Below are 21,791 nucleotides of genomic sequence, written 5' to 3' on the forward strand. Positions count from 1 at the left end.
AGAAATACTGTGTGGTGATGGGCACAGGATTCGGGTCTGGCGTGTTGCGCTGGTCCACAGGCATTGGCCAGTTAACGAGTTCCACACATGCTGACGCGACTATCAACCAGAGCTTTTGCACAGGCACGACGATGTGCGTTGAATCGCTCGTAGGCATCGCCGAAGTACGCCTACCAAGGCATTTCACCGGTCCTCAGCCAAAAAATCGCCGAAATGCACAGACCCTACCATTCGGACGGCCTTCGGGTGAAAAGCGAACCCGCTATAATTCGGCCCATACATTTCTCTGATAGGTTCGTGCGCAGCTCTGCGTACGGAATCCACCATGCTTTTTCCCACAGAATTTGACGTCATCGTCGTCGGTGGCGGTCATGCCGGCACGGAAGCCGCGCTGGCGTCCGCCCGCATGGGCGCAAAGACACTGCTGCTGACCCACAACATCGAAACGCTTGGGCAGATGAGCTGCAATCCGTCGATCGGCGGCATTGGCAAGGGCCATCTGGTCAAGGAAGTCGACGCACTGGGCGGCGCAATGGCTGCCGCGACGGATGAAAGCGGTATTCAGTTCCGGATCCTCAATTCATCGAAGGGCCCGGCCGTACGCGCGACCCGCGCACAGGCGGATCGCATCCTGTACAAGGCCGCAATCCGCCATCGGCTCGAAAATCAGCCGAACCTGTGGCTGTTCCAACAGGCCGTCGACGACCTGATGGTCGAAGGCGACCGCGTGGTCGGCGCCGTCACGCAGATCGGCATCCGCTTTCGCGCGCGCGCGGTCGTGCTGACGGCCGGTACGTTCCTCGACGGCAAGATCCACGTCGGCCTGAACAACTACACGGGCGGCCGCGCGGGTGATCCGGCGGCCGTGTCGCTGTCGTCGCGCCTGAAGGAGCTGAAGCTGCCGCAGGGCCGCCTGAAGACCGGTACGCCGCCGCGTATCGACGGGCGCACGATCGACTTCTCGAAGCTCGACGAGCAGCCGGGCGACCTCGATCCGATCCCCGTGTTCTCGTTCCTGGGCCGCGCGGAGCAGCATCCGCAGCAGCTGCCGTGCTGGGTCACGCATACGAACGAGCGCACGCACGACATCATTCGCGGCGGTCTCGACCGTTCGCCTATGTATACAGGCGTGATCGAAGGTGTCGGGCCGCGCTATTGCCCGTCGATCGAGGACAAGATCCACCGGTTTGCATCGAAGGAATCGCACCAGATCTTCCTGGAACCGGAAGGGCTGACGACCAACGAGTTCTACCCGAACGGGATCTCGACGAGCCTGCCGTTCGATGTCCAGCTCGAGCTCGTGCATTCGATGCGCGGCCTCGAGAACGCGCACATCCTGCGTCCCGGCTACGCGATCGAGTATGACTACTTCGACCCGCGCGCGCTGAAGGCGTCGCTCGAGACGAAGGCGATCAACGGGCTGTTTTTTGCGGGCCAGATCAACGGCACGACCGGCTACGAAGAGGCGGCCGCGCAGGGTCTGCTGGCCGGCCTCAATGCAGGCCGTTACGTGCAGGAGAAGGAGGCATGGTGCCCGCGGCGCGACCAGGCCTATCTGGGCGTGCTGGTCGACGATCTCGTTACGCGCGGTGTGGCCGAGCCGTACCGGATGTTCACGAGTCGCGCCGAGTATCGCCTGAGCCTGCGCGAAGATAATGCCGACATGCGCTTGACCGAAATCGGCCGCGAACTGGGGCTGGTCGACGACGCGCGCTGGGACGCCTTCAGCCGGAAACGCGACGCTGTTTCACGTGAAACCGAACGCCTGAAGTCGACCTGGGTCACGCCGAAGACGCTGCCGGCAGAAGAGGCGACCGCGTTGCTCGGCAAGGCGATCGATCACGAATACAGCCTCGCCGAGCTGCTGCGCCGCCCGGGTGTGAGCTACGACGGCGTATGCGGACTGAAGGGCGGCGAGTGCGGCCCCGCGGAGCCGCTGACGGACGATCCGGTGCTGCTCGAACAGATCAAGGAACAGGTCGAGATCGGCATCAAGTATCAGGGCTATATCGAGCGCCAGGCGTCCGAAATCGAGCGCAACGATGCGAACGAGAACACGCGCCTGCCGGACGGTATCGATTACCGTGAAGTCCGCGGCCTGTCGTTCGAGGTGAGCCAGAAGCTCAACGAGTTCCGGCCGGAAACGATCGGGCAAGCGTCGCGTATCTCGGGCGTCACGCCGGCGGCCATCTCGCTGCTGATGGTGCACCTGAAGCGGCGCGGCCTGGGCCGCCGCAACGGCACGGCCGCAGAGGCCGCGGAGCAGGGGGGCGGTACCGTCCCGACGCAACAATGACGGCGCGTCGCGCGCCGGCGGTTAATCGGGACGTACTGGAACAGATGCTCGTCGAAGGCACGGCGGCGCTCGACCTCACGCTGACGGATGCGCAACGCAACCAGCTGCTCGACTACGTCGCGCTGCTCGGCAAGTGGAACGCGGTCTACAACCTGACCGCGATCCGCGACCCGAAGCAGATGCTGATCCAGCACATCCTAGATTCGCTTTCCATCGTCCCGCATCTGCGTGGTCGTTCGTCGGCGCGCGTGCTCGATGTCGGCTCGGGCGGCGGGCTGCCCGGTATCGTGCTGGCGATCGTCGAGCCGGGCTGGCAGGTCACGCTGAACGATATCGTGCAGAAGAAGTCCGCCTTCCAGACGCAGATGCGCGCGGAGCTGAAGCTGGCGAACCTGTCAGTGGTCACCGGGCGGGTCGAATCGCTGCAGCCGGGTGTCGAAGTGCCGGAAAAATTCGACATGATCGTATCCCGCGCTTTCGCGGATCTATCCGACTTCGTTAAACTTGCTCGACATCTGGTCGCGCCGGGTGGTTCGATCTGGGCGATGAAGGGCGTTCACCCGGACGACGAGATTGCGCGGTTGCCGGAAGGCAGCCACGTCAAGCAGACGATCCGGCTGGCGGTGCCGATGCTCGATGCGGAGCGGCATCTGTTCGAAGTGGCCGTCGACGACGCGAATTGAAGGCGCGCGGTAGCGCGCCGTTTGTTTGAAGGTAAAGGGAACACACCAACGATGGCAAAGATCTTCTGCGTTGCGAACCAGAAGGGGGGCGTCGGCAAGACGACGACATCGGTCAATCTCGCCGCAAGCCTTGCAGCGCAGGAGCAACGAGTCCTGTTGATCGATCTCGACCCGCAGGGCAACGCGACGATGGGCAGCGGGATCGACAAGGCCGCCTGCGAAGCGACCGTGTACGAAGTGCTGGTCGATGGCGTGTCGGTGACCGACGCGCGCGTGCGTCCGGAAGGCGTCACCTACGACGTGCTTCCCGCGAACCGCGAGCTGTCCGGCGCCGAGATCGAGCTGATCAGCATCGACAATCGCGAGCGCCGGCTGAAGGCCGCGCTCGAGCGCGTGGCCGACGACTACGATTTCGTGCTGATCGATTGCCCGCCGACGCTGTCGCTGCTGACGCTGAACGGCCTGTGCGCGGCGCACGGCGTCGTGATCCCGATGCAGTGCGAGTACTTCGCGCTGGAAGGGCTGTCGGACCTCGTCAATACGATCAAGCAGGTCCACGCGAACATGAATCGCGACCTGAAGATCATCGGCCTGCTGCGCGTGATGTTCGATCCGCGCATCACGCTGCAGCAGCAAGTCTCCGATCAACTGAAAGCGCACTTCGGCGACAAGGTGTTCGACGCGGTGATTCCGCGCAACGTGCGTCTGGCGGAAGCGCCGAGTTACGGGTTGCCGGGCGTCGTGTTCGATCGCAGCTCGCGCGGTGCGCAGGCGTATATCCAGTTCGGTGCCGAGATGATCGAACGCGTGCGCGCGTTCGAGGTGTCGTGATCCGGACATGAGCGAAGCGAGGAAGAAAGACATGAACGCGGTACCAAAGAAGAAGGGCTTGGGACGTGGCCTCGAAGCGCTGCTCGGCGGCAGTGCCGATATCACCGAAGCGGTGAAGATCGAAGGCGCACCGAACACGCTCGCGCTCGGCAAGCTGCAAGCCGGCAAGTACCAGCCGCGTACGCGGATGGACGAAGGCAGCCTGCAGGAGCTCGCGGCCAGCATTCGCGCGCAGGGCGTGATGCAGCCGATCCTGGTACGGCCTATTTCGTCAGACAAATACGAGATCATCGCGGGCGAGCGGCGTTTCCGCGCGGCGCGCCTGGCCGGCCTCGATGAAGTGCCGGTGCTCGTGAAGGACGTATCCGATCAGGCCGCCGCCGCGATGGCGCTGATCGAGAACATCCAGCGCGAGGACCTGAATCCGCTCGAAGAGGCGCACGGCATCCAGCGCCTGCTCGACGAGTTCGGTTTCACGCACGAACAGGCGGCCGAATCGGTCGGCCGTTCGCGCAGCGCGGTGTCGAACCTGCTGCGCCTGCTGAACCTCGCGTCACCCGTGCAGACGATGCTGCTGGCCGGCGATCTCGACATGGGGCACGCACGCGCGCTGCTCGCGGTCGACGCGGCCACGCAGATCACGCTCGCGCATCAGGTGGTCAACAAGCGCATGTCGGTGCGCGAGACCGAGAAGCTCGTCGCACATACGACGAAGGAAGCGCCGGCCGTGAAGGCGCGCGCGAAGGACGACGGCGGCCGCGATACACGTCGTCTCGAAGAGGAGTTGTCAGACCTGCTCGCGTCGACGGTGAAGATCAAGCTGGGCCGCCGCGGGCGCGGGCAGGTGCTGATCGACTTCGGCAACCTCGACGCGCTCGAGGGCATTCTCGCGCGCCTGCGCGGCAACGTCGCGACCGAAGAGTAACGGGCAACCCATGGAGCAAACGGGCGCACCGGCGCCGCGCCGGTGGCTCGGCTGGCTCGCGCAGGAACCGGTACTGTCGGTGCTGGCGCTTGGCCTGATCGTGCTGCAATGGGTGCGTCCGCAACCATTTTCGGTACTGGCCGACCGCGTCGACTGGCAGACGGTCGCGACGCTCGCGGGCCTGCTGATGCTGACCAAGGCGCTCGAGTTGTCCGGCTGCCTGATGTGGCTCGCGCATCGCATCGTGCATCACGTGCATTCCGAGCGAGGGCTCGCGATGCTGCTTGTCGGCTTCGCCGCCGTGCTGTCGATGTGGCTCACCAACGACGTCGCGCTGTTCGTCGTCGTACCGTTGATGGTGTCGCTGCGCGCGCTGACACCGCTGCCGTTCCGGCGGCTCGTGATCGTCGTCGCGCTGGCCGTCAACGCCGGGTCCGTCGCGACCCCGCTCGGCAATCCCCAGAATCTGTTCCTGTGGCAATTGAGCGGCGTGTCGTTCGGCCGTTTCGTGGTCACGCTCGGGCCGCTCGCGCTCGCGCTGATGGCGCTGCTGTTCGTGCTGACCGCATTGATGTTTCGCGCGAAGCCGCTCGACCTGTCCGGCGACGCCGCGTCCTTTCCCGTCCAACGCATGCACGCGTTGATCGCGGCGGTGCTGTTCGCCGCGTTCGTGCTGCTCGCCGATGCGCACCATCCGCTGCCCGGCCTCGTCGGTGTCGCGATCGTGCTGCTCGCCGTCAAACGTGACGCAGTCCTGAAGATCGACTGGCTGCTGCTGCTGATCTTCGTGCTGATGTTCGTCGTGTTGCGCAGCGCGGCTGCGCTGCCCGTCGTGCACGATGCGGTCGCACATGCGCAACTCGATTCGCCGCTGCGCGTCTACGCCGCCGGCGCGGCGCTGTCGCAGGTGATCAGCAACGTGCCGGCCGCGATCCTGCTGTCGGAGTTCACGCACGACTGGCGCGCGCTGGCATTCGGCGTATCGGTCGGCGGCTTCGGTTTCGCGATCGGCTCGCTCGCGAACCTGATAGCGGTGCGTCTCGCGAAGGAGCCGCGCATGTGGCTGCCGTTCCACCTCGTTTCGATTCCGTTCGCGCTGGTGAGCGCGGCGCTCGGCGCGTGGTTGCTCATGCACGGTTGAGCGAGGCCGATGCGCGCCGCACAGGTGTGCCGTTCGGGCGGCGGACGGGGCGCACAGCGTCCGCAGTGATCAAGGATTGTTGATAAGTGCTGCGGCCCACAGTCGAACTTCTGTGGCGGCGCGACAACTGATTGGACGAATCGATGCGCGAGCAACCGGTCGAGTTTCTCGCGCCGGCGCGATGGCTTGATTGCGGCGTCTTGCGTGTTCCGGCGTGTCGCGCCGAGTCGTTCCCGACGACTCCATGGCAGCGGATGCCCGGCGGCGATCGCGCCGCTTCCTGCTGGCCCGCAGCGGGCGTCGTTTCCCCGTCATTTCCGCCGTCACCGGACTTTTTCGCACAAGAAATACCGGTGCAAAAAACCGACCTTACAACTGTCATCGTACGTCGTCGAATCGGGTGTTTTTTCACATCATGAGGCGTCGTTTTATGCAGGTTTTTGTCGCGTCTAAAGCCTTGAATCACTTGCAACTATCGCTTACAATCGCCCGGATTTGTTAGCTAGGCACCCCTGAAAGCTTTCAGAAAGCTTGGGGTCGGGTTCAAGGATTTCAGCGGAAGATTGCGATGGCGGGTCAGGCGCCGGACGACAGGCACGATGATCAGCGCACGCAACGCACCGCTTCGGCGGCCGGCGCGCGGCGTGAATCCGACGATGACTGGGATGTCGAGCAGCAAGATAACAACATCGTTCCGCTTACACGGGCAGAGGCCGAAAGGCTGTTCGGTCCGAACGTGAGCAAGCCCTCGCGCGTGACCCCCTACAAGGTGGTGTTCGCGCAAGTGGTCCTGTCCCTGGTTGCAACGCTGGCGTGGTGGCTGTTTTCGAAGTCGCCGGGCGCCGCTGCGCAATCCGCGTTTCTGGGCGGAGCGATCGGCTGGGTGCCCAGTGCGGTATTCGTGGCACGACTGAAGGCAGGTGGCTCGGCCACCGTGATGAGCTGGGTGATGGGCGAAGCCCTGAAACTCGCTCTGACGATCGGGATGTTCACCGCGGTGGCGTTCGGCTGGGCCGGCGTGCACTGGGTGCCGTTCCTCGTCACGTACCTCGTCGTGCTGAAGACGTACTGGATCGCGCTGGCCTGGCGGTAAGGAACAAGCAGCGTGCGGTTTCGACAACGAACCGCACCGGCCCGTTCCCGCAATAGCGTGTTGCGGAACGGGCAAAACGATTTTCGACAATTTGGGTGGCATTAACGATATGGCAGCTAGCGAAGGCACGCGCGGTCCGGATCCGTCCGAGTACATTGCGCACCACTTGCAGAATTTCTCCACCTCGCATCAGACGTCGATTTTCGACATTCACGTCTGGAATCTCGACACGCTGTTCTGGTCGATCGTATGCGGCATCGTGACGATCGTCCTGCTGCGTCTGGCCGCCCGCAAGGCGACGTCGGGCGTGCCGGGCCGTTTCCAGTGCGCGATCGAGATGCTCGTCGAAATGGTCGAAGACCAGTCGAAGGCCATCGTCCACGGCAATCGCACCTTCATCGCGCCGCTCGCCCTCACGGTGTTCGTGTGGGTTGCGCTGATGAACTCCCTCGACTTCCTCCCGGTCGACCTGCCGGGCCGCGTGATCGGCCTGCTCGGTCTGTCGGACGTGATTTCCCACCATCGCATCGTCCCGACGGCCGACCTGAACGGCACGCTCGGCATCGCGCTCGGCGTGTTCGTCCTGATGATCTACTACAGCATCAAGATCAAGGGCGCGGGCGGCTTCGTGCACGAGCTGCTGTCGGCACCGTTCGGCGCGCACCCGCTGCTGTGGATCCCGAACCTCGCGCTCAACATTGTCGAATATCTCGCGAAGACCGTCTCGCTCGGTATGCGGCTGTTCGGCAACATGTACGCGGGTGAGCTGTTGTTCCTGTTGATCGCCCTGCTCGGCAGCATGTGGAGCTTCGGTGGCGACGCAACGTTCCTCGGCTTCGTTGGTCATGTGATCGCGGGTAGCGTCTGGGCAATCTTCCACATCCTGATTGTTCTGTTGCAGGCATTCATTTTCATGATGCTGACGCTGGTGTATCTCGGCCAGGCGCACGACAAGCACTAAGCGCGGCGTGCAAGAAAGAGTTTCCGTTTTAGTTTTTTAAATCTCAGTTCCAAGTCTTTTCACAAAGGAGTGATCATGCAAGCTTACATCGCCAACATCCAGGGTCTGACCGCCATCGGTATCGGCATCATCATCGGCCTGGGTGCAATCGGCGCCTGTATCGGTATCGCGCTGATGGGTGGCAAGTACATCGAAGCCTGCGCACGTCAGCCGGAACTCATCAACCCGCTGCAAACGAAGATGTTCCTGCTGGCTGGTCTGATCGACGCTGCATTCCTGATCGGCGTTGGTGTCGCAATGCTGTTCGCGTTCGCGAACCCGCTCCTGTCGAAGCTCGCAGGCTAAGGTTCCTCGGAAATATGCGTCCGGCGTGAGCCGGCGCAGGGCGGAACGGAGACTTGGGGCGCTGATCGAATGCAACTCGATGAGCGCCTTACCGTTTCATTTTTCCGGAATAGCAGATAAGGAAACACCGTGAATCTCAACGCAACTCTGTTTGCGCAAATGGTCGTGTTCCTGGTCCTCGCGTGGTTCACGATGAAATTCGTGTGGCCGCCGTTGATCAACGCCCTCGACGAACGTTCGAAGAAGATCGCCGACGGCCTCGCCGCCGCGGAGAAGGGCAAGGCGGAACTCGACGCAGCGCACAAGCGCGTGGACCAGGAACTCGCGCAGGCCCGCAACGACGGCCAGCAGCGCATCGCCGACGCTGAAAAGCGTGCCCAGGCGGTCGCCGAGGAAATCAAGGCCAACGCCCAGGCTGAAGCCGCCCGCATCGTCGCCCAGGCGAAGGCGGAAGCAGAACAGCAAATCGTGAAGGCGCGCGAAGCGCTGCGTGGCGAAGTCGCCGCGCTGGCCGTGAAGGGCGCCGAGCAGATCCTGAAGCGCGAAGTCGATCAAACGGCCCACGCCCAACTGCTGAATCAACTGAAAGCCGAGCTCTGATCATGGCCGAACTTGCAACCATCGCCCGCCCTTACGCAGAAGCGCTGTTCCGCGTGGCCGAGGGCGGTGACATCGCCGCCTGGTCCACGCTCGTGCAAGAGCTGGCCCAGGTTGCGCGTCTGCCGGAAGTGCTGTCGGTCGCGTCGAGCCCGAAGGTGACGCGCACGCAAGTAGCCGAGTTGCTGCTTGCTGCGGCCAAGTCGCCGCTCGCGGCCGGCGCCGAAGCGAAGAACTTCGTGCAGATGCTGGTCGACAATCATCGCATCGCGCTGCTGCCGGAAATTGCCGAGCAGTTCGAGGCGCTCAAGAACGAACGTGAAGGCGCAGCCGACGCCGAGATCGTGAGCGCGTTCCCGCTGAACGGCGCGGATCTCGACAGTCTCGTCTCGGGCCTCGAACGCAAGTTCAAGCGCAAGCTGAAACCGACGGTCGAAGTCGATTCGTCGCTGATCGGCGGCGTGCGCGTGACGGTCGGCGACGAAGTGCTCGACACCTCGGTTCGCGCGCGCCTCGCATCGATGCAGGCTGCCTTGACCGCCTGAGCGCCACGCCGGCACGCAACAGAATTGACTATCAGGAGCGAATAATGCAACTCAATCCCTCTGAGATCAGCGAGCTGATCAAGAGCCGGATCCAGGGCCTTGAAGCGAGCGCAGACGTTCGCAACCAGGGCACCGTGATCTCCGTGACCGACGGTATCGTGCGTATCCACGGCCTGTCGGACGTGATGCAGGGCGAAATGCTCGAGTTTCCGGGCAACACGTTCGGTCTCGCGCTGAACCTCGAGCGCGACTCGGTCGGCGCGGTGATTCTCGGCGAATACGAACACATCTCGGAAGGCGACATCGTCAAGACGACGGGCCGCATTCTCGAAGTCCCGGTCGGCCCGGAACTCGTCGGCCGCGTGGTCGACGCGCTCGGCAACCCGATCGACGGCAAGGGCCCGGTCAACGCGAAGCTGACCGACGCGATCGAAAAGATCGCCCCGGGCGTGATCTGGCGCAAGTCGGTGTCGCAGCCGGTGCAGACGGGCATCAAGTCGATCGACGCGATGGTGCCGATCGGCCGTGGCCAGCGCGAGCTGATCATCGGCGACCGTCAGTGCGGCAAGACCGCGGTGGCGCTCGACGCGATCATCAACCAGAAGGGCAAGGACCTGATCTGTATCTACGTCGCGATCGGCCAGAAGGCTTCGTCGATCATGAACGTGGTTCGCAAGCTCGAAGAAACGGGCGCGATGGAATACACGATCGTCGTCGCCGCTTCGGCATCGGATTCGGCTGCCATGCAGTACCTGGCGCCGTACGCCGGCTGCACGATGGGCGAATACTTCCGCGACCGTGGCCAAGACGCGCTGATCATCTATGACGACTTGACCAAGCAGGCTTGGGCATACCGTCAGATCTCGCTGCTGCTGCGCCGTCCGCCGGGCCGTGAAGCGTACCCGGGCGACGTGTTCTATCTGCACTCGCGTCTGCTGGAGCGTGCGGCTCGCGTGTCGGAAGAGTACGTCGAGAAGTTCACGAACGGCGAAGTGAAGGGCAAGAGCGGTTCGCTGACGGCACTGCCGGTCATCGAAACGCAGGCTGGCGACGTGACCGCGTTCGTTCCGACGAACGTGATCTCGATTACCGACGGCCAGATCTTCCTGGAAACCGACCTGTTCAACGCAGGCATCCGCCCGGCAATCAACGCCGGCGTGTCGGTGTCGCGCGTCGGTGGCGCTGCTCAGACGAAGGTCGTGAAGAAGCTGTCGGGCGGTATCCGTACCGACCTCGCGCAGTACCGTGAACTGGCCGCATTCGCGCAGTTCGCATCGGACCTCGACGAAGCGACCCGCAAGCAGCTCGAGCGCGGCCGCCGCGTGACGGAACTGCTGAAGCAGCCGCAGTACCAGCCGCTGCAGGTCTGGGAACTGGCCGTGTCGCTGTACGCCGCGAACAACGGCTACCTCGACGATCTCGACGTCAAGCAAGTGCTGCCGTTCGAGAAGGGCCTGCGCGACAACCTGAAGACCAGCCACGCTGACCTCATCAAGCGCATCGAAGACACCAAGGATCTCTCGAAGGACGACGAAGGCGCGCTGCGCTCGGCGATCGAAGCCTTCAAGAAGTCCGGTGCCTATTGATCCGCGAGTGACACACTGAGGCCGCGCGGGTGCTGATGCGCCCGCGCCGCCTTGGTCAAGGAGCAAGCTATGGCTGGAATGAAGGAAATTCGCGGCAAGATCAAGAGCGTGCAGAACACGCGCAAGATCACGAAGGCGATGGAGATGGTGGCTGCATCGAAGATGCGTCGCGCGCAGGAACGCATGCGCGCCGCTCGTCCGTATGCGGACAAGGTCCGTGCCATCGCCGCGCACATGAGCCGTGCGAACCCCGAGTACCGTCACCCGTTCATGGTGGCGAACGACGGCGCGCAGACGGCCGGCATCATCCTCGTCACGACGGACAAGGGTCTGTGCGGTGGTCTGAACACCAACGTGCTGCGTGCGACGGTGCAGAAGTTCAAGGAGCTGGAAGAGAAGGGCCAGAAGGTCGAAGCCACCGCGATCGGCGGCAAGGGCCTCGGGTTCCTGAACCGCTTCGGCGCGAAGGTGATGTCGCAGGTCGTGCACCTCGGCGACACCCCGCACCTGGACAAGCTGATCGGCGCCGTGAAGACGCAGCTCGATCTGTACTCGGAAGGCAAGCTGTCGGCGGTTTATATCGCTTACACGCGCTTCGTCAACACGATGAAGCAGGAAGCCGTGATCGAGCAGCTGCTGCCGCTGTCGTCGGACCACTTCGAAGCCGATGACGGTACGCCGGCGACGTCGTGGGACTACATCTACGAGCCGGACGCGCAGGCAGTCGTCGACGAACTGCTCGTGCGTTACGTCGAGGCGCTGGTGTACCAGGCCGTCGCGGAAAACATGGCGTCCGAGCAATCGGCGCGCATGGTCGCGATGAAGGCCGCGTCCGACAACGCGAAGACGGTGATCAGCGAACTGCAGCTCGTGTACAACAAGAGCCGTCAGGCCGCGATCACGAAAGAACTGTCGGAGATCGTCGGCGGCGCAGCCGCTGTTTAAGCGCGCGCCCGGGACGACAACTGCGCCTTTGCGCGAGTAAAGAATCAGGTATTTAAAGGAAAAGCGATGAGTACTGCTGCTTTGGTAGAAGGCAAGATCGTACAGTGCATCGGCGCCGTTATCGACGTGGAATTCCCGCGCGACAGCATGCCGAAGATCTACGACGCGCTCATTCTCGATGGCTCGGAACTGACGCTCGAAGTCCAGCAGCAGCTGGGTGACGGCGTGGTCCGTACCATTTGTCTGGGTGCATCCGACGGCCTGCGCCGCGGCCTGACCGTGAAGAACACGGCGAAGCCGATCTCGGTGCCGGTCGGCAAGCCGACCCTCGGCCGAATCATGGACGTGCTCGGCCGTCCGATCGACGAAGCCGGCCCGATCGACAGCGACGTGACGCGTTCGATCCACCAGAAGGCACCGGCGTTCGACGAACTGTCGCCGTCGACCGAACTGCTCGAAACGGGTATCAAGGTCATCGACCTGATCTGCCCGTTCGCAAAGGGCGGCAAGGTTGGCCTGTTCGGTGGTGCAGGCGTGGGCAAGACCGTCAACATGATGGAGCTCATCAACAACATCGCGAAGGAACACGGCGGTTACTCCGTGTTCGCGGGCGTGGGCGAGCGTACCCGTGAAGGGAACGACTTCTACCACGAAATGAAGGACTCGAACGTTCTCGACAAGGTCGCGCTGGTGTACGGCCAGATGAACGAGCCGCCGGGCAACCGTCTGCGCGTCGCGCTGACCGGCCTGACGATGGCCGAGCACTTCCGTGACGAAGGCCTCGACGTGCTGTTCTTCGTCGACAACATCTACCGTTTCACGCTGGCCGGTACCGAAGTGTCGGCACTGCTCGGCCGTATGCCGTCGGCAGTGGGCTATCAGCCGACGCTGGCTGAAGAAATGGGCAAGCTGCAAGAGCGCATCACGTCGACCAAGAAGGGCTCGATTACGTCGGTCCAGGCCGTGTACGTCCCTGCGGACGACTTGACCGACCCGTCGCCGGCGACGACCTTCGGCCACCTGGACGCAACCGTCGTTCTGTCGCGTGACATCGCTTCGCTGGGTATCTACCCGGCGGTCGACCCGCTCGACTCGACGTCGCGCCAGATCGACCCGAACGTGATCGGTGAAGAGCACTACTCGATCACCCGTCGCGTTCAGCAGACGCTGCAGCGCTACAAGGAACTGCGCGACATCATCGCGATTCTGGGCATGGACGAACTGTCGCCGGAAGACAAGCTGTCGGTCGCCCGTGCGCGTAAGATCCAGCGTTTCCTGTCGCAGCCGTTCCACGTTGCTGAAGTGTTCACGGGCTCGCCGGGCAAGTACGTGCCGCTGAAGGAAACGATCCGCGGCTTCAAGATGATCGTCGACGGCGAGTGCGACCACCTGCCGGAACAGGCGTTCTACATGGTCGGCACGATCGACGAAGCCTTCGAAAAGGCCAAGAAGATCCAGTAAGGGCTTGAGTGAGTCGCAAGCCGGCGAGCGCCGGCCGGAGCAATGAGTCAGCAATGACTTGTATTCCGGCCGCCTGCGCCGGCCGCAATACGCTCAACCCGTGGATGAGATTGGAGTCGATATGGCAACCATCAAAGTAGACGTCGTCAGCGCGGAAGAGCAGATCTTCTCGGGCGAGGCGAAATTCGTCGCGCTGCCGGGCGAAACGGGTGAGCTGGGCATTCTGCCGGGTCACACGCCGCTCATTACCCGGATTCGTCCGGGTGCGGTGCGCATCGAGGTCGAGGGCGGCAACGACGAATTCGTGTTCGTCGCGGGCGGCATTCTCGAAGTGCAGCCGGGCGCCGTGACGGTGCTCGCCGATACCGCGATCCGCGGCAAGGACCTCGACGCGGCGAAAGCCGAGGAAGCGCGCAAGCGTGCCGAGGAAACGCTGCAGAACGCGAAGTCGGATCTCGACCTCGCGAAAGCGCAATCCGAGCTCGCGACCGCGATGGCGCAGCTCGAGGCGATCCAGCGTCTGGCGAAGATCCGCAGCCGGCACTGAGCCGCGCCGCGTATCCCGCGAAAGAAAGCAGCCTTCGGGCTGCTTTTTTTTCGTCTGGGCTTCGTCCACGCTTCCTCCGTGTTTCGCCCGCATTTCGTCTGCGTTTTTCGGGCCGGATCATTGCGTCCGATCGTGCTATTTCATCCGTCCACCGCGATTTGATGTCAGAGTACCGTCAGCGGAGCGCGGCATCATCCGCGGTGAGGCCGCTCGTCGCGAGCGTTGCGGCGGAGGCGCGCAGCACGCGCGCGGGCCGATCAGACCCAAAGGACGGAGACATTCATGGCAGCAGACCTTGGCGTGGGCGCGCTGATCGCGCCCGAGAACGGCTTGTCGTACGTGCGTGGTGCAACCGACGTGCCGCTATCCGAAGCGACGATCGGCCGGTTCCTGCTCGACACGGCCGGCCGCTTTCCCGACCGCCCGGCCGTCGTGTTCCGCGAGCAGCAGGTGCGCTGGACCTGGCGCGAGTTCGCGAACGAGATCGACGTGCTGGCGGCAGGGCTCGCCGCGCTCGGGATCGTGAAGGGCGACTGCGTCGGCATCTGTTCGCCGAACCGCAGCGAATGGCTGCTCACGCAGTTCGCGACCGCGCGGATCGGCGCGGTGCTCGTCAACATCAATCCGGCCTACCGGCTGTCGGAACTCGAATACGCGCTGAACAAGGTCGGCTGCAAGGCCGTGATCGCAGCCGAGCGCTTCAAGAGCTCCGCGTACGTCGAGATGCTGCAGACCATCGCGCCGGAGCTCGCGACCGCGACGCCGGGCGACCTGCATGCGGCGCGCGTGCCGAGCCTGCGCACGATCGTGTCGATGGGCGAGGTGGCGCCTGCCGGCATGTTCCGCTTCGCGGACGTGATGGCGCGTGGCCGCCGGGCCGTCGATCCGGCGCTGCTCGATGCGATCGGCGCGACGCTCTCGGCCAACGATCCGATCAACATCCAGTTCACGAGCGGCACGACCGGCAGCCCGAAGGGCGCGACGCTCACGCACCGCAACGTCGTCAACAACGCGCGCTCGATCGCGATGGCGATGCGTTTCACCGAACAGGATTCGCTCTGCATCCCGGTGCCGCTCTATCACTGCTTCGGGATGGTGCTGGCCGTGCTCGCGTGCGTGTCGAAGGGCGCCGCGATGGTATTCCCCGGCGAAGCGTTCGATCCGGTCGCGACGCTCGCGGCGGTGGCCGAAGAACGTTGCACCGCGCTGCATGGCGTGCCGACGATGTTCATCGCCGAGCTCGACCATCCGGAATTCGCGAAATTCGACCTGTCGACGCTGCGCACCGGGATCATGGCCGGCTCGCCGTGCCCGATCGAGACGATGAAGCGCGTCGTGTCGCAGATGCACCTTTCTGAAATCACGATCGCGTACGGGATGACGGAGACGAGCCCCGTGTCGTTCCAGAGCTCGACCGACGATCCGCTGGAGAAGCGCACGACGACGGTCGGCCGCATCCAGCCGCATCTCGAAGTGAAGATCGTCGATCCGAGCGGCGACATCGTGCCGGTCGGCGCGACGGGCGAGCTGTGCACGAAGGGCTATTCGGTGATGCTCGGCTACTGGGACGACGACGCGAAGACACGCGAGGTGCTGGTCGACGGCTGGATGCATACCGGCGACCTCGCGACGCTCGATGCGGACGGTTACTGCAACATCGTCGGCCGCCTGAAGGACATGGTGATTCGCGGCGGCGAGAACGTCTATCCGCGCGAAATCGAGGAATTCCTGTTCCGGCATCCGAAGATCCAGAGCGCGCAGGTGTTCGGCGTGCCCGATGCGAAGTACGGCGAGGAGCTGTGCGCGTGGATCGTGCTGCGCGCGGACGAGCAGATGACCGAGGACGACGTGCGCGCGTTCTGCAACGGGCAGATCGCGCACTACAAGATCCCGCGCTATATCCGCTTCGTCGACGAGCTGCCGATGACGGTGACGGGCAAGGTGCAGAAGTTCGTGATGCGCGACCGGATGATCGAGGAGCTGAAGCTCGACGTGCAGAAGACCGCTTGAAGCGGGACGATGCCGGAAAATGCGGGAAAAACGTGGCGGCCTGTGCAGGCCGTTACGTTTTCGATGGACGAAAAAAAGCGGGCTTATTAGCCCGCTAAAAACCACACGCTACGGGGTTAGCGCGAGGAGACCAAAGATGAAACCGAGTCCGGCGGGGGGCCGGAAACGACTCCAACAGGGATGCCCCCCGGAAGGGCTTCGGTACGTGACCGACTGGCTCGCAGCGCTTCGCGTCCGCTCACACTTGGCACACGAGACCGCATCCGTGTTGAAACCGTTGAGGCCATTGTGGGCGAATTAATGACCCGTCGCGGTAACAAAGTGTTTCAGGTTGTAACGCCCGCCAGATAAGGCTTTCCGGGATTTTTTGCTGTTTTCGGGGTCCTGAAAAAGGTCATTTTTACCCATATTTTCCATCGCGTTTTCAGGGTGTGCGCGCGATGCGTTTTTCACGCGTATCGGGCGCGATGAATTGCCGATTTTCACGCGAGAAAGTGCACGGCGCGACCGATACCGCGCATGACGATTCATTCGTCAGAAAGATTTTGAAACGTGATCGGAATGCGCGGAAGTCGGCCGTTCGGCCAATCGGCGGGTTTTGAGCCGATGGCGAAGGGCGGCGGCGCGGACGGAAGGTGTAACGGCGGCCGGGCGGCCGCCGCTTCCGGCGAGATGTCGGCACCCCGGCGGCCGCGGGGTCGGTGCCCGTTATCGGCCGCCGCGGCGCGGGCCGCCTACTTCAGCCACTTGTCCGAAATGGCCTGGTACTCGCCGGTCGAGCGCGCGAGATGCAGCCACTGGTCGACGTACTGCTGGAACACGACGTCGCCGCGCGGCACCATGTACGCCTTCTCGCCGAACTGGAACGGCTTGTCCGGATGCACCGAGCACAGGCCCGGATTCAGCTTTTGCTGCAGCAGCGTCTCGGACGCATCCGTCACCATCACGTCGGCCTTGCCCGCGAGGATCTGCTTGAAGATCGTCACGTTGTCCGGATAGACGGTCAGGTTCGCGTGCGTGAAGAACTGCTTCGCGAACCGTTCGTTGGTGCCGCCCGGATTGACGATCACACGGGTCTCGGGCCGGTCGATCTGCGCGACGGTCTGGTATTTGTCGGCATCCGCGCAGCGCACGATCGGCGTCTTGCCGTCGACCACGTACGGCTGCGTGAAGAACACGCGCTTCTGGCGCTCGAGCGTCGTCGACACGCCGCCCACCGCGATGTCGCATTTCGCGACGAAGTCGTTGGTGAGGTTCGACCAGCTCGTCTTCACGTAGTCGGTCTTCACGCCGAGCGATTTCGCGAGCGATTCGGCCATGTCGATGTCGATGCCCTCGAAGCGGCCGTCCGCGCGATAGTACGAATACGGCTTGTAGTCGCCCGTCGTGCACACGCGCAGCGCGCCGCGCGCGAGCACGTCGTCGAGCCGCGAGCCGGCGGTAGCGGCGCTCGCAGGCGCCGCAGTGGCCGTACTCTGCGCGTGCGCGGCGGCGCAGCAAAACGCGGCGGCAGCAGCGAGCGTGGCAAGCGTGGCGAATGTCTTCATCGGTCTCCTCCTTCGTTCGGTTCGATATGAGCGTCCGATCATAACGGAGCCATCGCGCGCGTCATATGGCCGCCATCGCATCGGCATGCGCAGCCCGAGCGCGGCTGTCCGGTAAAATGCCGCTTTGCCTTCGCATCGTCGCTCCTACCGTGGCCCATAACCTGCTCAACGACACCTTCCTGCGTGCGCTTCTGCGCGAGCCGACCGACTACACGCCGATCTGGCTGATGCGCCAGGCCGGCCGCTACCTGCCCGAATACAACGCGACACGCGCGCGCGCCGGCAGCTTCCTCGGCCTCGCAAAGAATCCCGACTACGCGACCGAGGTGACGCTGCAGCCGCTCGAGCGCTTCCCGCTCGACGCCGCGATCCTGTTCTCGGACATTCTGACGATTCCCGACGCGATGGGGCTCGGCCTCGACTTCCAGGTCGGCGAAGGGCCGAAGTTCGCGCATCCGGTGCGCACCGAGGCCGACGTCGCGAAGCTCGCGGTGCCGGACATCGAGGCGACGCTCGGCTACGTGACGGGCGCCGTGCGCGAGATCCGCCGCGCGCTCACCGACGCTCAGGGCCGTCAGCGCGTGCCGCTGATCGGCTTTTCGGGCAGCCCGTGGACGCTCGCGTGCTACATGGTCGAAGGCGGCGGCTCGGACGATTTCCGCACGGTGAAGTCGATGGCGTATTCGCGCCCGGATCTGATGCACCGGATCCTCGACGTGAACGCGCAGGCGGTGGCCGCGTACCTGAACGCGCAGATCGAAGCGGGCGCGCAGGCCGTGATGATCTTCGATACGTGGGGCGGTGCGCTGGCCGACGGCGCGTATCAGCGCTTCTCGCTCGACTATATCCGCCGCGTGGTGTCGCAGCTCAAGCGCGAGCACGACGGCGAGCGCGTGCCGGTGATCACGTTCACGAAGGGCGGCGGGCTGTGGCTCGAGGAGATCGCGGCGACCGGCGTCGACGCGGTCGGGCTCGACTGGACGGTCAACCTCGGCGCCGCGCGTGAGCGCGTCGCGGGGCGCGTGGCGCTGCAGGGCAACCTCGACCCGACGATCCTGTTCGCGCCGCCGGCCGCGGTGCGTGAACAGGCGCGCGCGGTGCTCGACAGCTACGGCAACCATCCGGGCCACGTGTTCAACCTCGGGCACGGCATTTCGCAATTCACGTCGCCCGATCACGTCGCCGAACTCGTCGACGAAGTGCATACCCACAGCCGCGCGATCCGTAGCGGAGCAGCGGGCTGAACGCAAGCGCTGTCATGCTGCACTGCAGGATGACAGCGTTTCGTTGCTGAAACTAAACAGGGCGCAACCCCGCTCCCGCTGCCGATTCGGTGCTTGTCAAGACTTGACTTATACACATTTTCCACGTTGCAGCGCGGTAGAGCCCCGTATCGGTCAATTTGTCTCGCTATGGTTCGGTAATTTGAATAGCAGCCTTATGGAATAAGGCTTCGCGGGGCACCGCAGCAAGCAGCGAAAAACAGCGCAAAGCACGGCCCCGCGCGCGTTGCGGCCGTTGAGCGGCGAGTTCTCAACAAAGTTATCCACAGGCTGGGCAGGGTATACGGCGATTCCTAATGCGAATCCAAAACTTAGCGCCGAATCTGAAGTTTTACTTTAAGTTCGCCGTCGCGATGCGGGCGCGGATGCAAGCCGTCCGTACCTCGCGTGCTGCCGCCGCCGGAGCGTCGCAATGAGCGGCACCTACCTGCGCGTCGCGCTCGACCATCCGCTCGCCACGCTGTTCGACTACCGCTGCGACGCGCAGCCGGCGCCGGTGCCCGGGACGCTCGTGCAGGTACCGTTCGGCAAGCGGCAGGCCGTCGGCCTCGTCTGCGAAGTCACCACTCACACCGATGTGCCGCCGTCGCGGTTGCGCGCGGTCGACGCGATCTGCGCCGACCTGCCGCCGCTGTCGCCGGACTGGCTCGCGCTCGTGTCGTTCGCCGCCGATTACTATCAGCGCGGGCGCGGCGAGGTCGCGTTGCCGGCGCTGCCGCAGGCGTTGCGCGACGCCGGGCGCTGGGGGCGGCTGCTCGCGCCGGAAGTGCGCTACCAGCCGACCGAAGCCGGCCGCGCGGCGCTGCCCGACGCGTTGCCCGCGCGCGGCGCCGCGCTGCGCCGGCTCGCGCAGGCGCTCGTCGACACCGGCTCGCTGACGCTGCCCGACGCGCGCGCGCTCCATCCGAAGGCGGCCGCGACACTCGACGACTGGGCGGCGCGCGGCTGGGTCGACGTCGAGGAGATCGGCTGGGCCGATACGCCTGTGGCCAAACCTGTGGATAACCTGTCGACAAACGGTGGACGAACTGTGCCGCCGGCGTTGACGGACCAGCAGGCCGAGGCGCTGGACGCGATCCGCGCGGCGCACGGTTTCGCGCCGTTCCTGCTGCACGGCGTGACGGGCAGCGGCAAGACCGAGGTCTATCTGCATGCGCTCGCGTCGCTGCTCGACGCGCGGCCGGACGCGCAGGCGCTCGTGCTCGTGCCCGAAATCAACCTGACGCCGCAGTTCGAGGCCGCGTTTCGCGCGCGCTTCGCGGGTGCGCTCGCCGACGACGCGATCGTCACGCTGCACAGCGGGCTCGCCGAAGGCGAACGGGCGCGCAACTGGCTCGCCGCGCACACCGGCCGCGCGCGGATCGTGCTCGGCACGCGGCTCGCGGTGCTCGCGTCGATGCCGACGCTCGCGCTGATCGTCGTCGACGAGGAGCACGAGCCCGCGTACAAGCAGCAGGAGGGACTGCGCTATTCGGCGCGCGACCTGGCCGTGTGGCGCGCGAAGCAGCTCGGCATCACGGTCGTGCTCGGCTCGGCGACGCCGTCGCTCGAAAGCTGGTGGCAGGCCGAGCAGGGCCGCTACACGCGTCTCACGCTGTCGCGCCGCGCGGTGGCCGACGCGACGCTGCCGACCGTGCGGCTGATCGATCTCGAAGAGGAGCGGCGGCGCGGGCGCGCGTCGATGGGCGGGCTGTCCGGGCCGCTCGTCGCGGCGCTGAAGGCGCGGCTCGAACGCGGCGAACAGAGCCTCGTGTTCCTGAACCGGCGCGGTTACGCGCCGCAGCTCGCGTGCGACGCGTGCGGCTGGGTGGCCGGTTGCCCGCGCTGCAGCGCGTACGTCGTGCTGCACAAGCCCGAGCACGCACTGCGCTGCCATCACTGCGGCTGGGAAGCGCGCATTCCGCGCTCGTGCCCCGAGTGCGGGAACGTCGACATCGCGCCGCTCGGGCGCGGCACGCAGCGCATCGAGGAGGCGCTCGCCGAAGCGGTGCCGGGCGCGCGGATCCTGCGGATCGATGCGGACAGCACGCGCCGCAAGGGCAGCGCGCAGGCGCTTTTTTCCGACGTGCACGCGGGCGAGGTCGACATCCTGGTCGGCACGCAGATGATCGCGAAAGGGCACGACTTCCAGCGCGTGTCGCTCGTCGGCGTGCTCAATGCCGACACCGCGCTGTTCTCGCACGACTTCCGCGCGAGCGAGCGGCTGTTCGCGCAGTTGATGCAGGTGAGCGGCCGCGCGGGGCGCGCCGGGCTGCCGGGCGAGGTGATGGTGCAGACGCGCTACCCGCGTCACGCGCTGTATCACGCGCTCGGGCGGCAGGACTACGTAGGCTTCGCGAATTCGACGCTCGCCGAGCGGCGCGACGCGCACCTGCCGCCGTTCGTCTACCAGGCGCTGCTGCGCGCCGAAGGGCGCACGCTCGACGCGGCGCTCGCGTTCCTGCTGCAGGCCGCGGCCGCGTTGCCGGGGCTGCCCGGCGCGGATCGCGTGACCGTCTACGACGCGGTGCCGATGACGATCGTCAAGGTCGCGAACGTCCATCGCGCGCAATTGCTGCTCGAAAGCGCGTCGCGGGCGGCGCTGCAGCATGCGCTGCGTGCATGGCAGCCGGCGCTGCGCGCGCTGAAGGGCGTGCTGCGGTGGAGCGTCGAGGTCGATCCGCTGGATATCTGAGCGGCGCCGCGCGGCGCCTGCCACGGCGCGTTGCCGAATGCCGCGAAGCCCCAGCCGCCCGGCGCGCCGAACCGTCTCCCGTTGCTTGCCCGCCGCCGGCATCGGTCCGCGTCACACCACGCAGTGCAACCCGTTTTCGGCCGCTTGCGCGCATACGGAAGGTTGCACACGCGTGCCGAACCGGCCCGATCAGGGAAAACACCGATCCTCCGACCACGGGCAACCCCTAGGTTGCAACCGCGTAAGTGACTGATTATATTGACTAACTTATGGGTGCAACCTATCTCTCAATTTGGTTGCACCTTTTTATTGCGTGCCGTA

General features: G+C 64.7%; 19 protein-coding genes. 17 read left to right on the top strand and 2 right to left on the bottom strand.

Translation table 11 applies throughout. The features are described from left to right. The first annotated feature begins 325 nt into the window (after window positions 1-325). The 15 genes from mnmG to KU887_RS00565 all read left to right on the top strand — a co-directional run bounded on the left by mnmG (window position 326) and on the right by KU887_RS00565 (window position 15,966). The gene (mnmG, locus tag KU887_RS00495; protein WP_006482726.1) at window positions 326-2,296 is read left to right on the top strand and encodes a tRNA uridine-5-carboxymethylaminomethyl(34) synthesis enzyme MnmG; all 1,971 of its coding nucleotides are present in this window, start codon (window positions 326-328) and stop codon (window positions 2,294-2,296) included. Beyond that, entirely contained in the window at window positions 2,293-2,979 is a 687-nt protein-coding gene (gene rsmG / locus KU887_RS00500; RefSeq protein ID WP_034201164.1) for a 16S rRNA (guanine(527)-N(7))-methyltransferase RsmG, read from the top strand. The genes mnmG and rsmG overlap by 4 nt, the downstream gene beginning before the upstream one ends. A 51-nt stretch (window positions 2,980-3,030) precedes the next feature. Further along, a complete protein-coding gene (locus KU887_RS00505; RefSeq protein ID WP_006482737.1) occupies window positions 3,031-3,810 on the top strand; it encodes a ParA family protein in 780 nt (259 codons plus the stop codon). 31 nt (window positions 3,811-3,841) lie between these two features. Then, a complete protein-coding gene (locus KU887_RS00510) occupies window positions 3,842-4,735 on the top strand; it encodes a ParB/RepB/Spo0J family partition protein (protein WP_006482728.1) in 894 nt (297 codons plus the stop codon). Between the two features lie 10 nt (window positions 4,736-4,745). Then, complete coding sequence (locus KU887_RS00515; protein ID WP_048988770.1) at window positions 4,746-5,876, top strand: SLC13 family permease; 1,131 nt, start codon at window positions 4,746-4,748, stop codon at window positions 5,874-5,876. Window positions 5,877-6,444: 568 nt separating this feature from the next. Further along, window positions 6,445-6,969 (top strand): ATP synthase subunit I, encoded by a 525-nt coding sequence (locus KU887_RS00520; RefSeq protein WP_006482723.1) that lies wholly within the window; start codon window positions 6,445-6,447, stop codon window positions 6,967-6,969. Between the two features lie 109 nt (window positions 6,970-7,078). Beyond that, entirely contained in the window at window positions 7,079-7,930 is an 852-nt protein-coding gene (gene atpB, locus KU887_RS00525; RefSeq protein WP_012492242.1) for a F0F1 ATP synthase subunit A, read from the top strand. A gap of 75 nt (window positions 7,931-8,005) precedes the next feature. Continuing rightward, a complete protein-coding gene (gene atpE, locus KU887_RS00530; RefSeq protein ID WP_006482730.1) occupies window positions 8,006-8,275 on the top strand; it encodes a F0F1 ATP synthase subunit C in 270 nt (89 codons plus the stop codon). 129 nt (window positions 8,276-8,404) lie between these two features. Beyond that, complete coding sequence (locus KU887_RS00535) at window positions 8,405-8,875, top strand: F0F1 ATP synthase subunit B (RefSeq protein ID WP_006477283.1); 471 nt, start codon at window positions 8,405-8,407, stop codon at window positions 8,873-8,875. A 2-nt stretch (window positions 8,876-8,877) separates the two neighbouring features. Further along, a complete protein-coding gene (locus tag KU887_RS00540) occupies window positions 8,878-9,417 on the top strand; it encodes a F0F1 ATP synthase subunit delta (protein ID WP_006482713.1) in 540 nt (179 codons plus the stop codon). A gap of 44 nt (window positions 9,418-9,461) precedes the next feature. After that, a complete protein-coding gene (atpA, locus tag KU887_RS00545) occupies window positions 9,462-11,003 on the top strand; it encodes a F0F1 ATP synthase subunit alpha (RefSeq protein ID WP_006477285.1) in 1,542 nt (513 codons plus the stop codon). A gap of 69 nt (window positions 11,004-11,072) precedes the next feature. After that, window positions 11,073-11,948, top strand: a complete 876-nt coding sequence (atpG, locus tag KU887_RS00550; protein WP_006482709.1) for a F0F1 ATP synthase subunit gamma — start codon at window positions 11,073-11,075, stop codon at window positions 11,946-11,948. A gap of 66 nt (window positions 11,949-12,014) precedes the next feature. After that, entirely contained in the window at window positions 12,015-13,409 is a 1,395-nt protein-coding gene (gene atpD, locus KU887_RS00555) for a F0F1 ATP synthase subunit beta (RefSeq protein WP_006482710.1), read from the top strand. A gap of 121 nt (window positions 13,410-13,530) precedes the next feature. Then, window positions 13,531-13,956: a F0F1 ATP synthase subunit epsilon gene (locus tag KU887_RS00560; protein WP_006477288.1), complete on the top strand. Its 426-nt coding sequence runs from the start codon at window positions 13,531-13,533 to the stop codon at window positions 13,954-13,956. 282 nt (window positions 13,957-14,238) lie between these two features. Next, entirely contained in the window at window positions 14,239-15,966 is a 1,728-nt protein-coding gene (locus KU887_RS00565) for an AMP-binding protein (protein ID WP_258251892.1), read from the top strand. Window positions 15,967-16,263: 297 nt separating this feature from the next. Here KU887_RS00565 and KU887_RS00570 read toward each other — a convergent pair whose 3' ends face one another. Both KU887_RS00570 and KU887_RS00575 read right to left on the bottom strand, forming a co-directional pair. Then, window positions 16,264-16,452 (bottom strand): hypothetical protein, encoded by a 189-nt coding sequence (locus tag KU887_RS00570; RefSeq protein WP_154317707.1) that lies wholly within the window; start codon window positions 16,450-16,452, stop codon window positions 16,264-16,266. 248 nt (window positions 16,453-16,700) lie between these two features. Next, a complete protein-coding gene (locus KU887_RS00575) occupies window positions 16,701-17,513 on the bottom strand; it encodes a transporter substrate-binding domain-containing protein (RefSeq protein WP_006482715.1) in 813 nt (270 codons plus the stop codon). 149 nt (window positions 17,514-17,662) lie between these two features. Between KU887_RS00575 and hemE the strand changes: the two genes are divergently transcribed. Further along, window positions 17,663-18,757 carry a uroporphyrinogen decarboxylase gene (gene hemE, locus KU887_RS00580; RefSeq protein ID WP_006482732.1) on the top strand — a complete coding sequence of 365 codons (1,095 nt, stop codon included), beginning with the start codon at window positions 17,663-17,665 and terminating at the stop codon, window positions 18,755-18,757. 451 nt (window positions 18,758-19,208) lie between these two features. Further along, window positions 19,209-21,470, top strand: a complete 2,262-nt coding sequence (locus KU887_RS00585) for a primosomal protein N' (protein ID WP_006496309.1) — start codon at window positions 19,209-19,211, stop codon at window positions 21,468-21,470. Window positions 21,471-21,791 lie beyond the last annotated feature (321 nt).

This window comes from Burkholderia sp. EMB26 (assembly GCF_024730645.1).
Classification (GTDB): Bacteria; Pseudomonadota; Gammaproteobacteria; order Burkholderiales; family Burkholderiaceae; genus Burkholderia; species Burkholderia cenocepacia.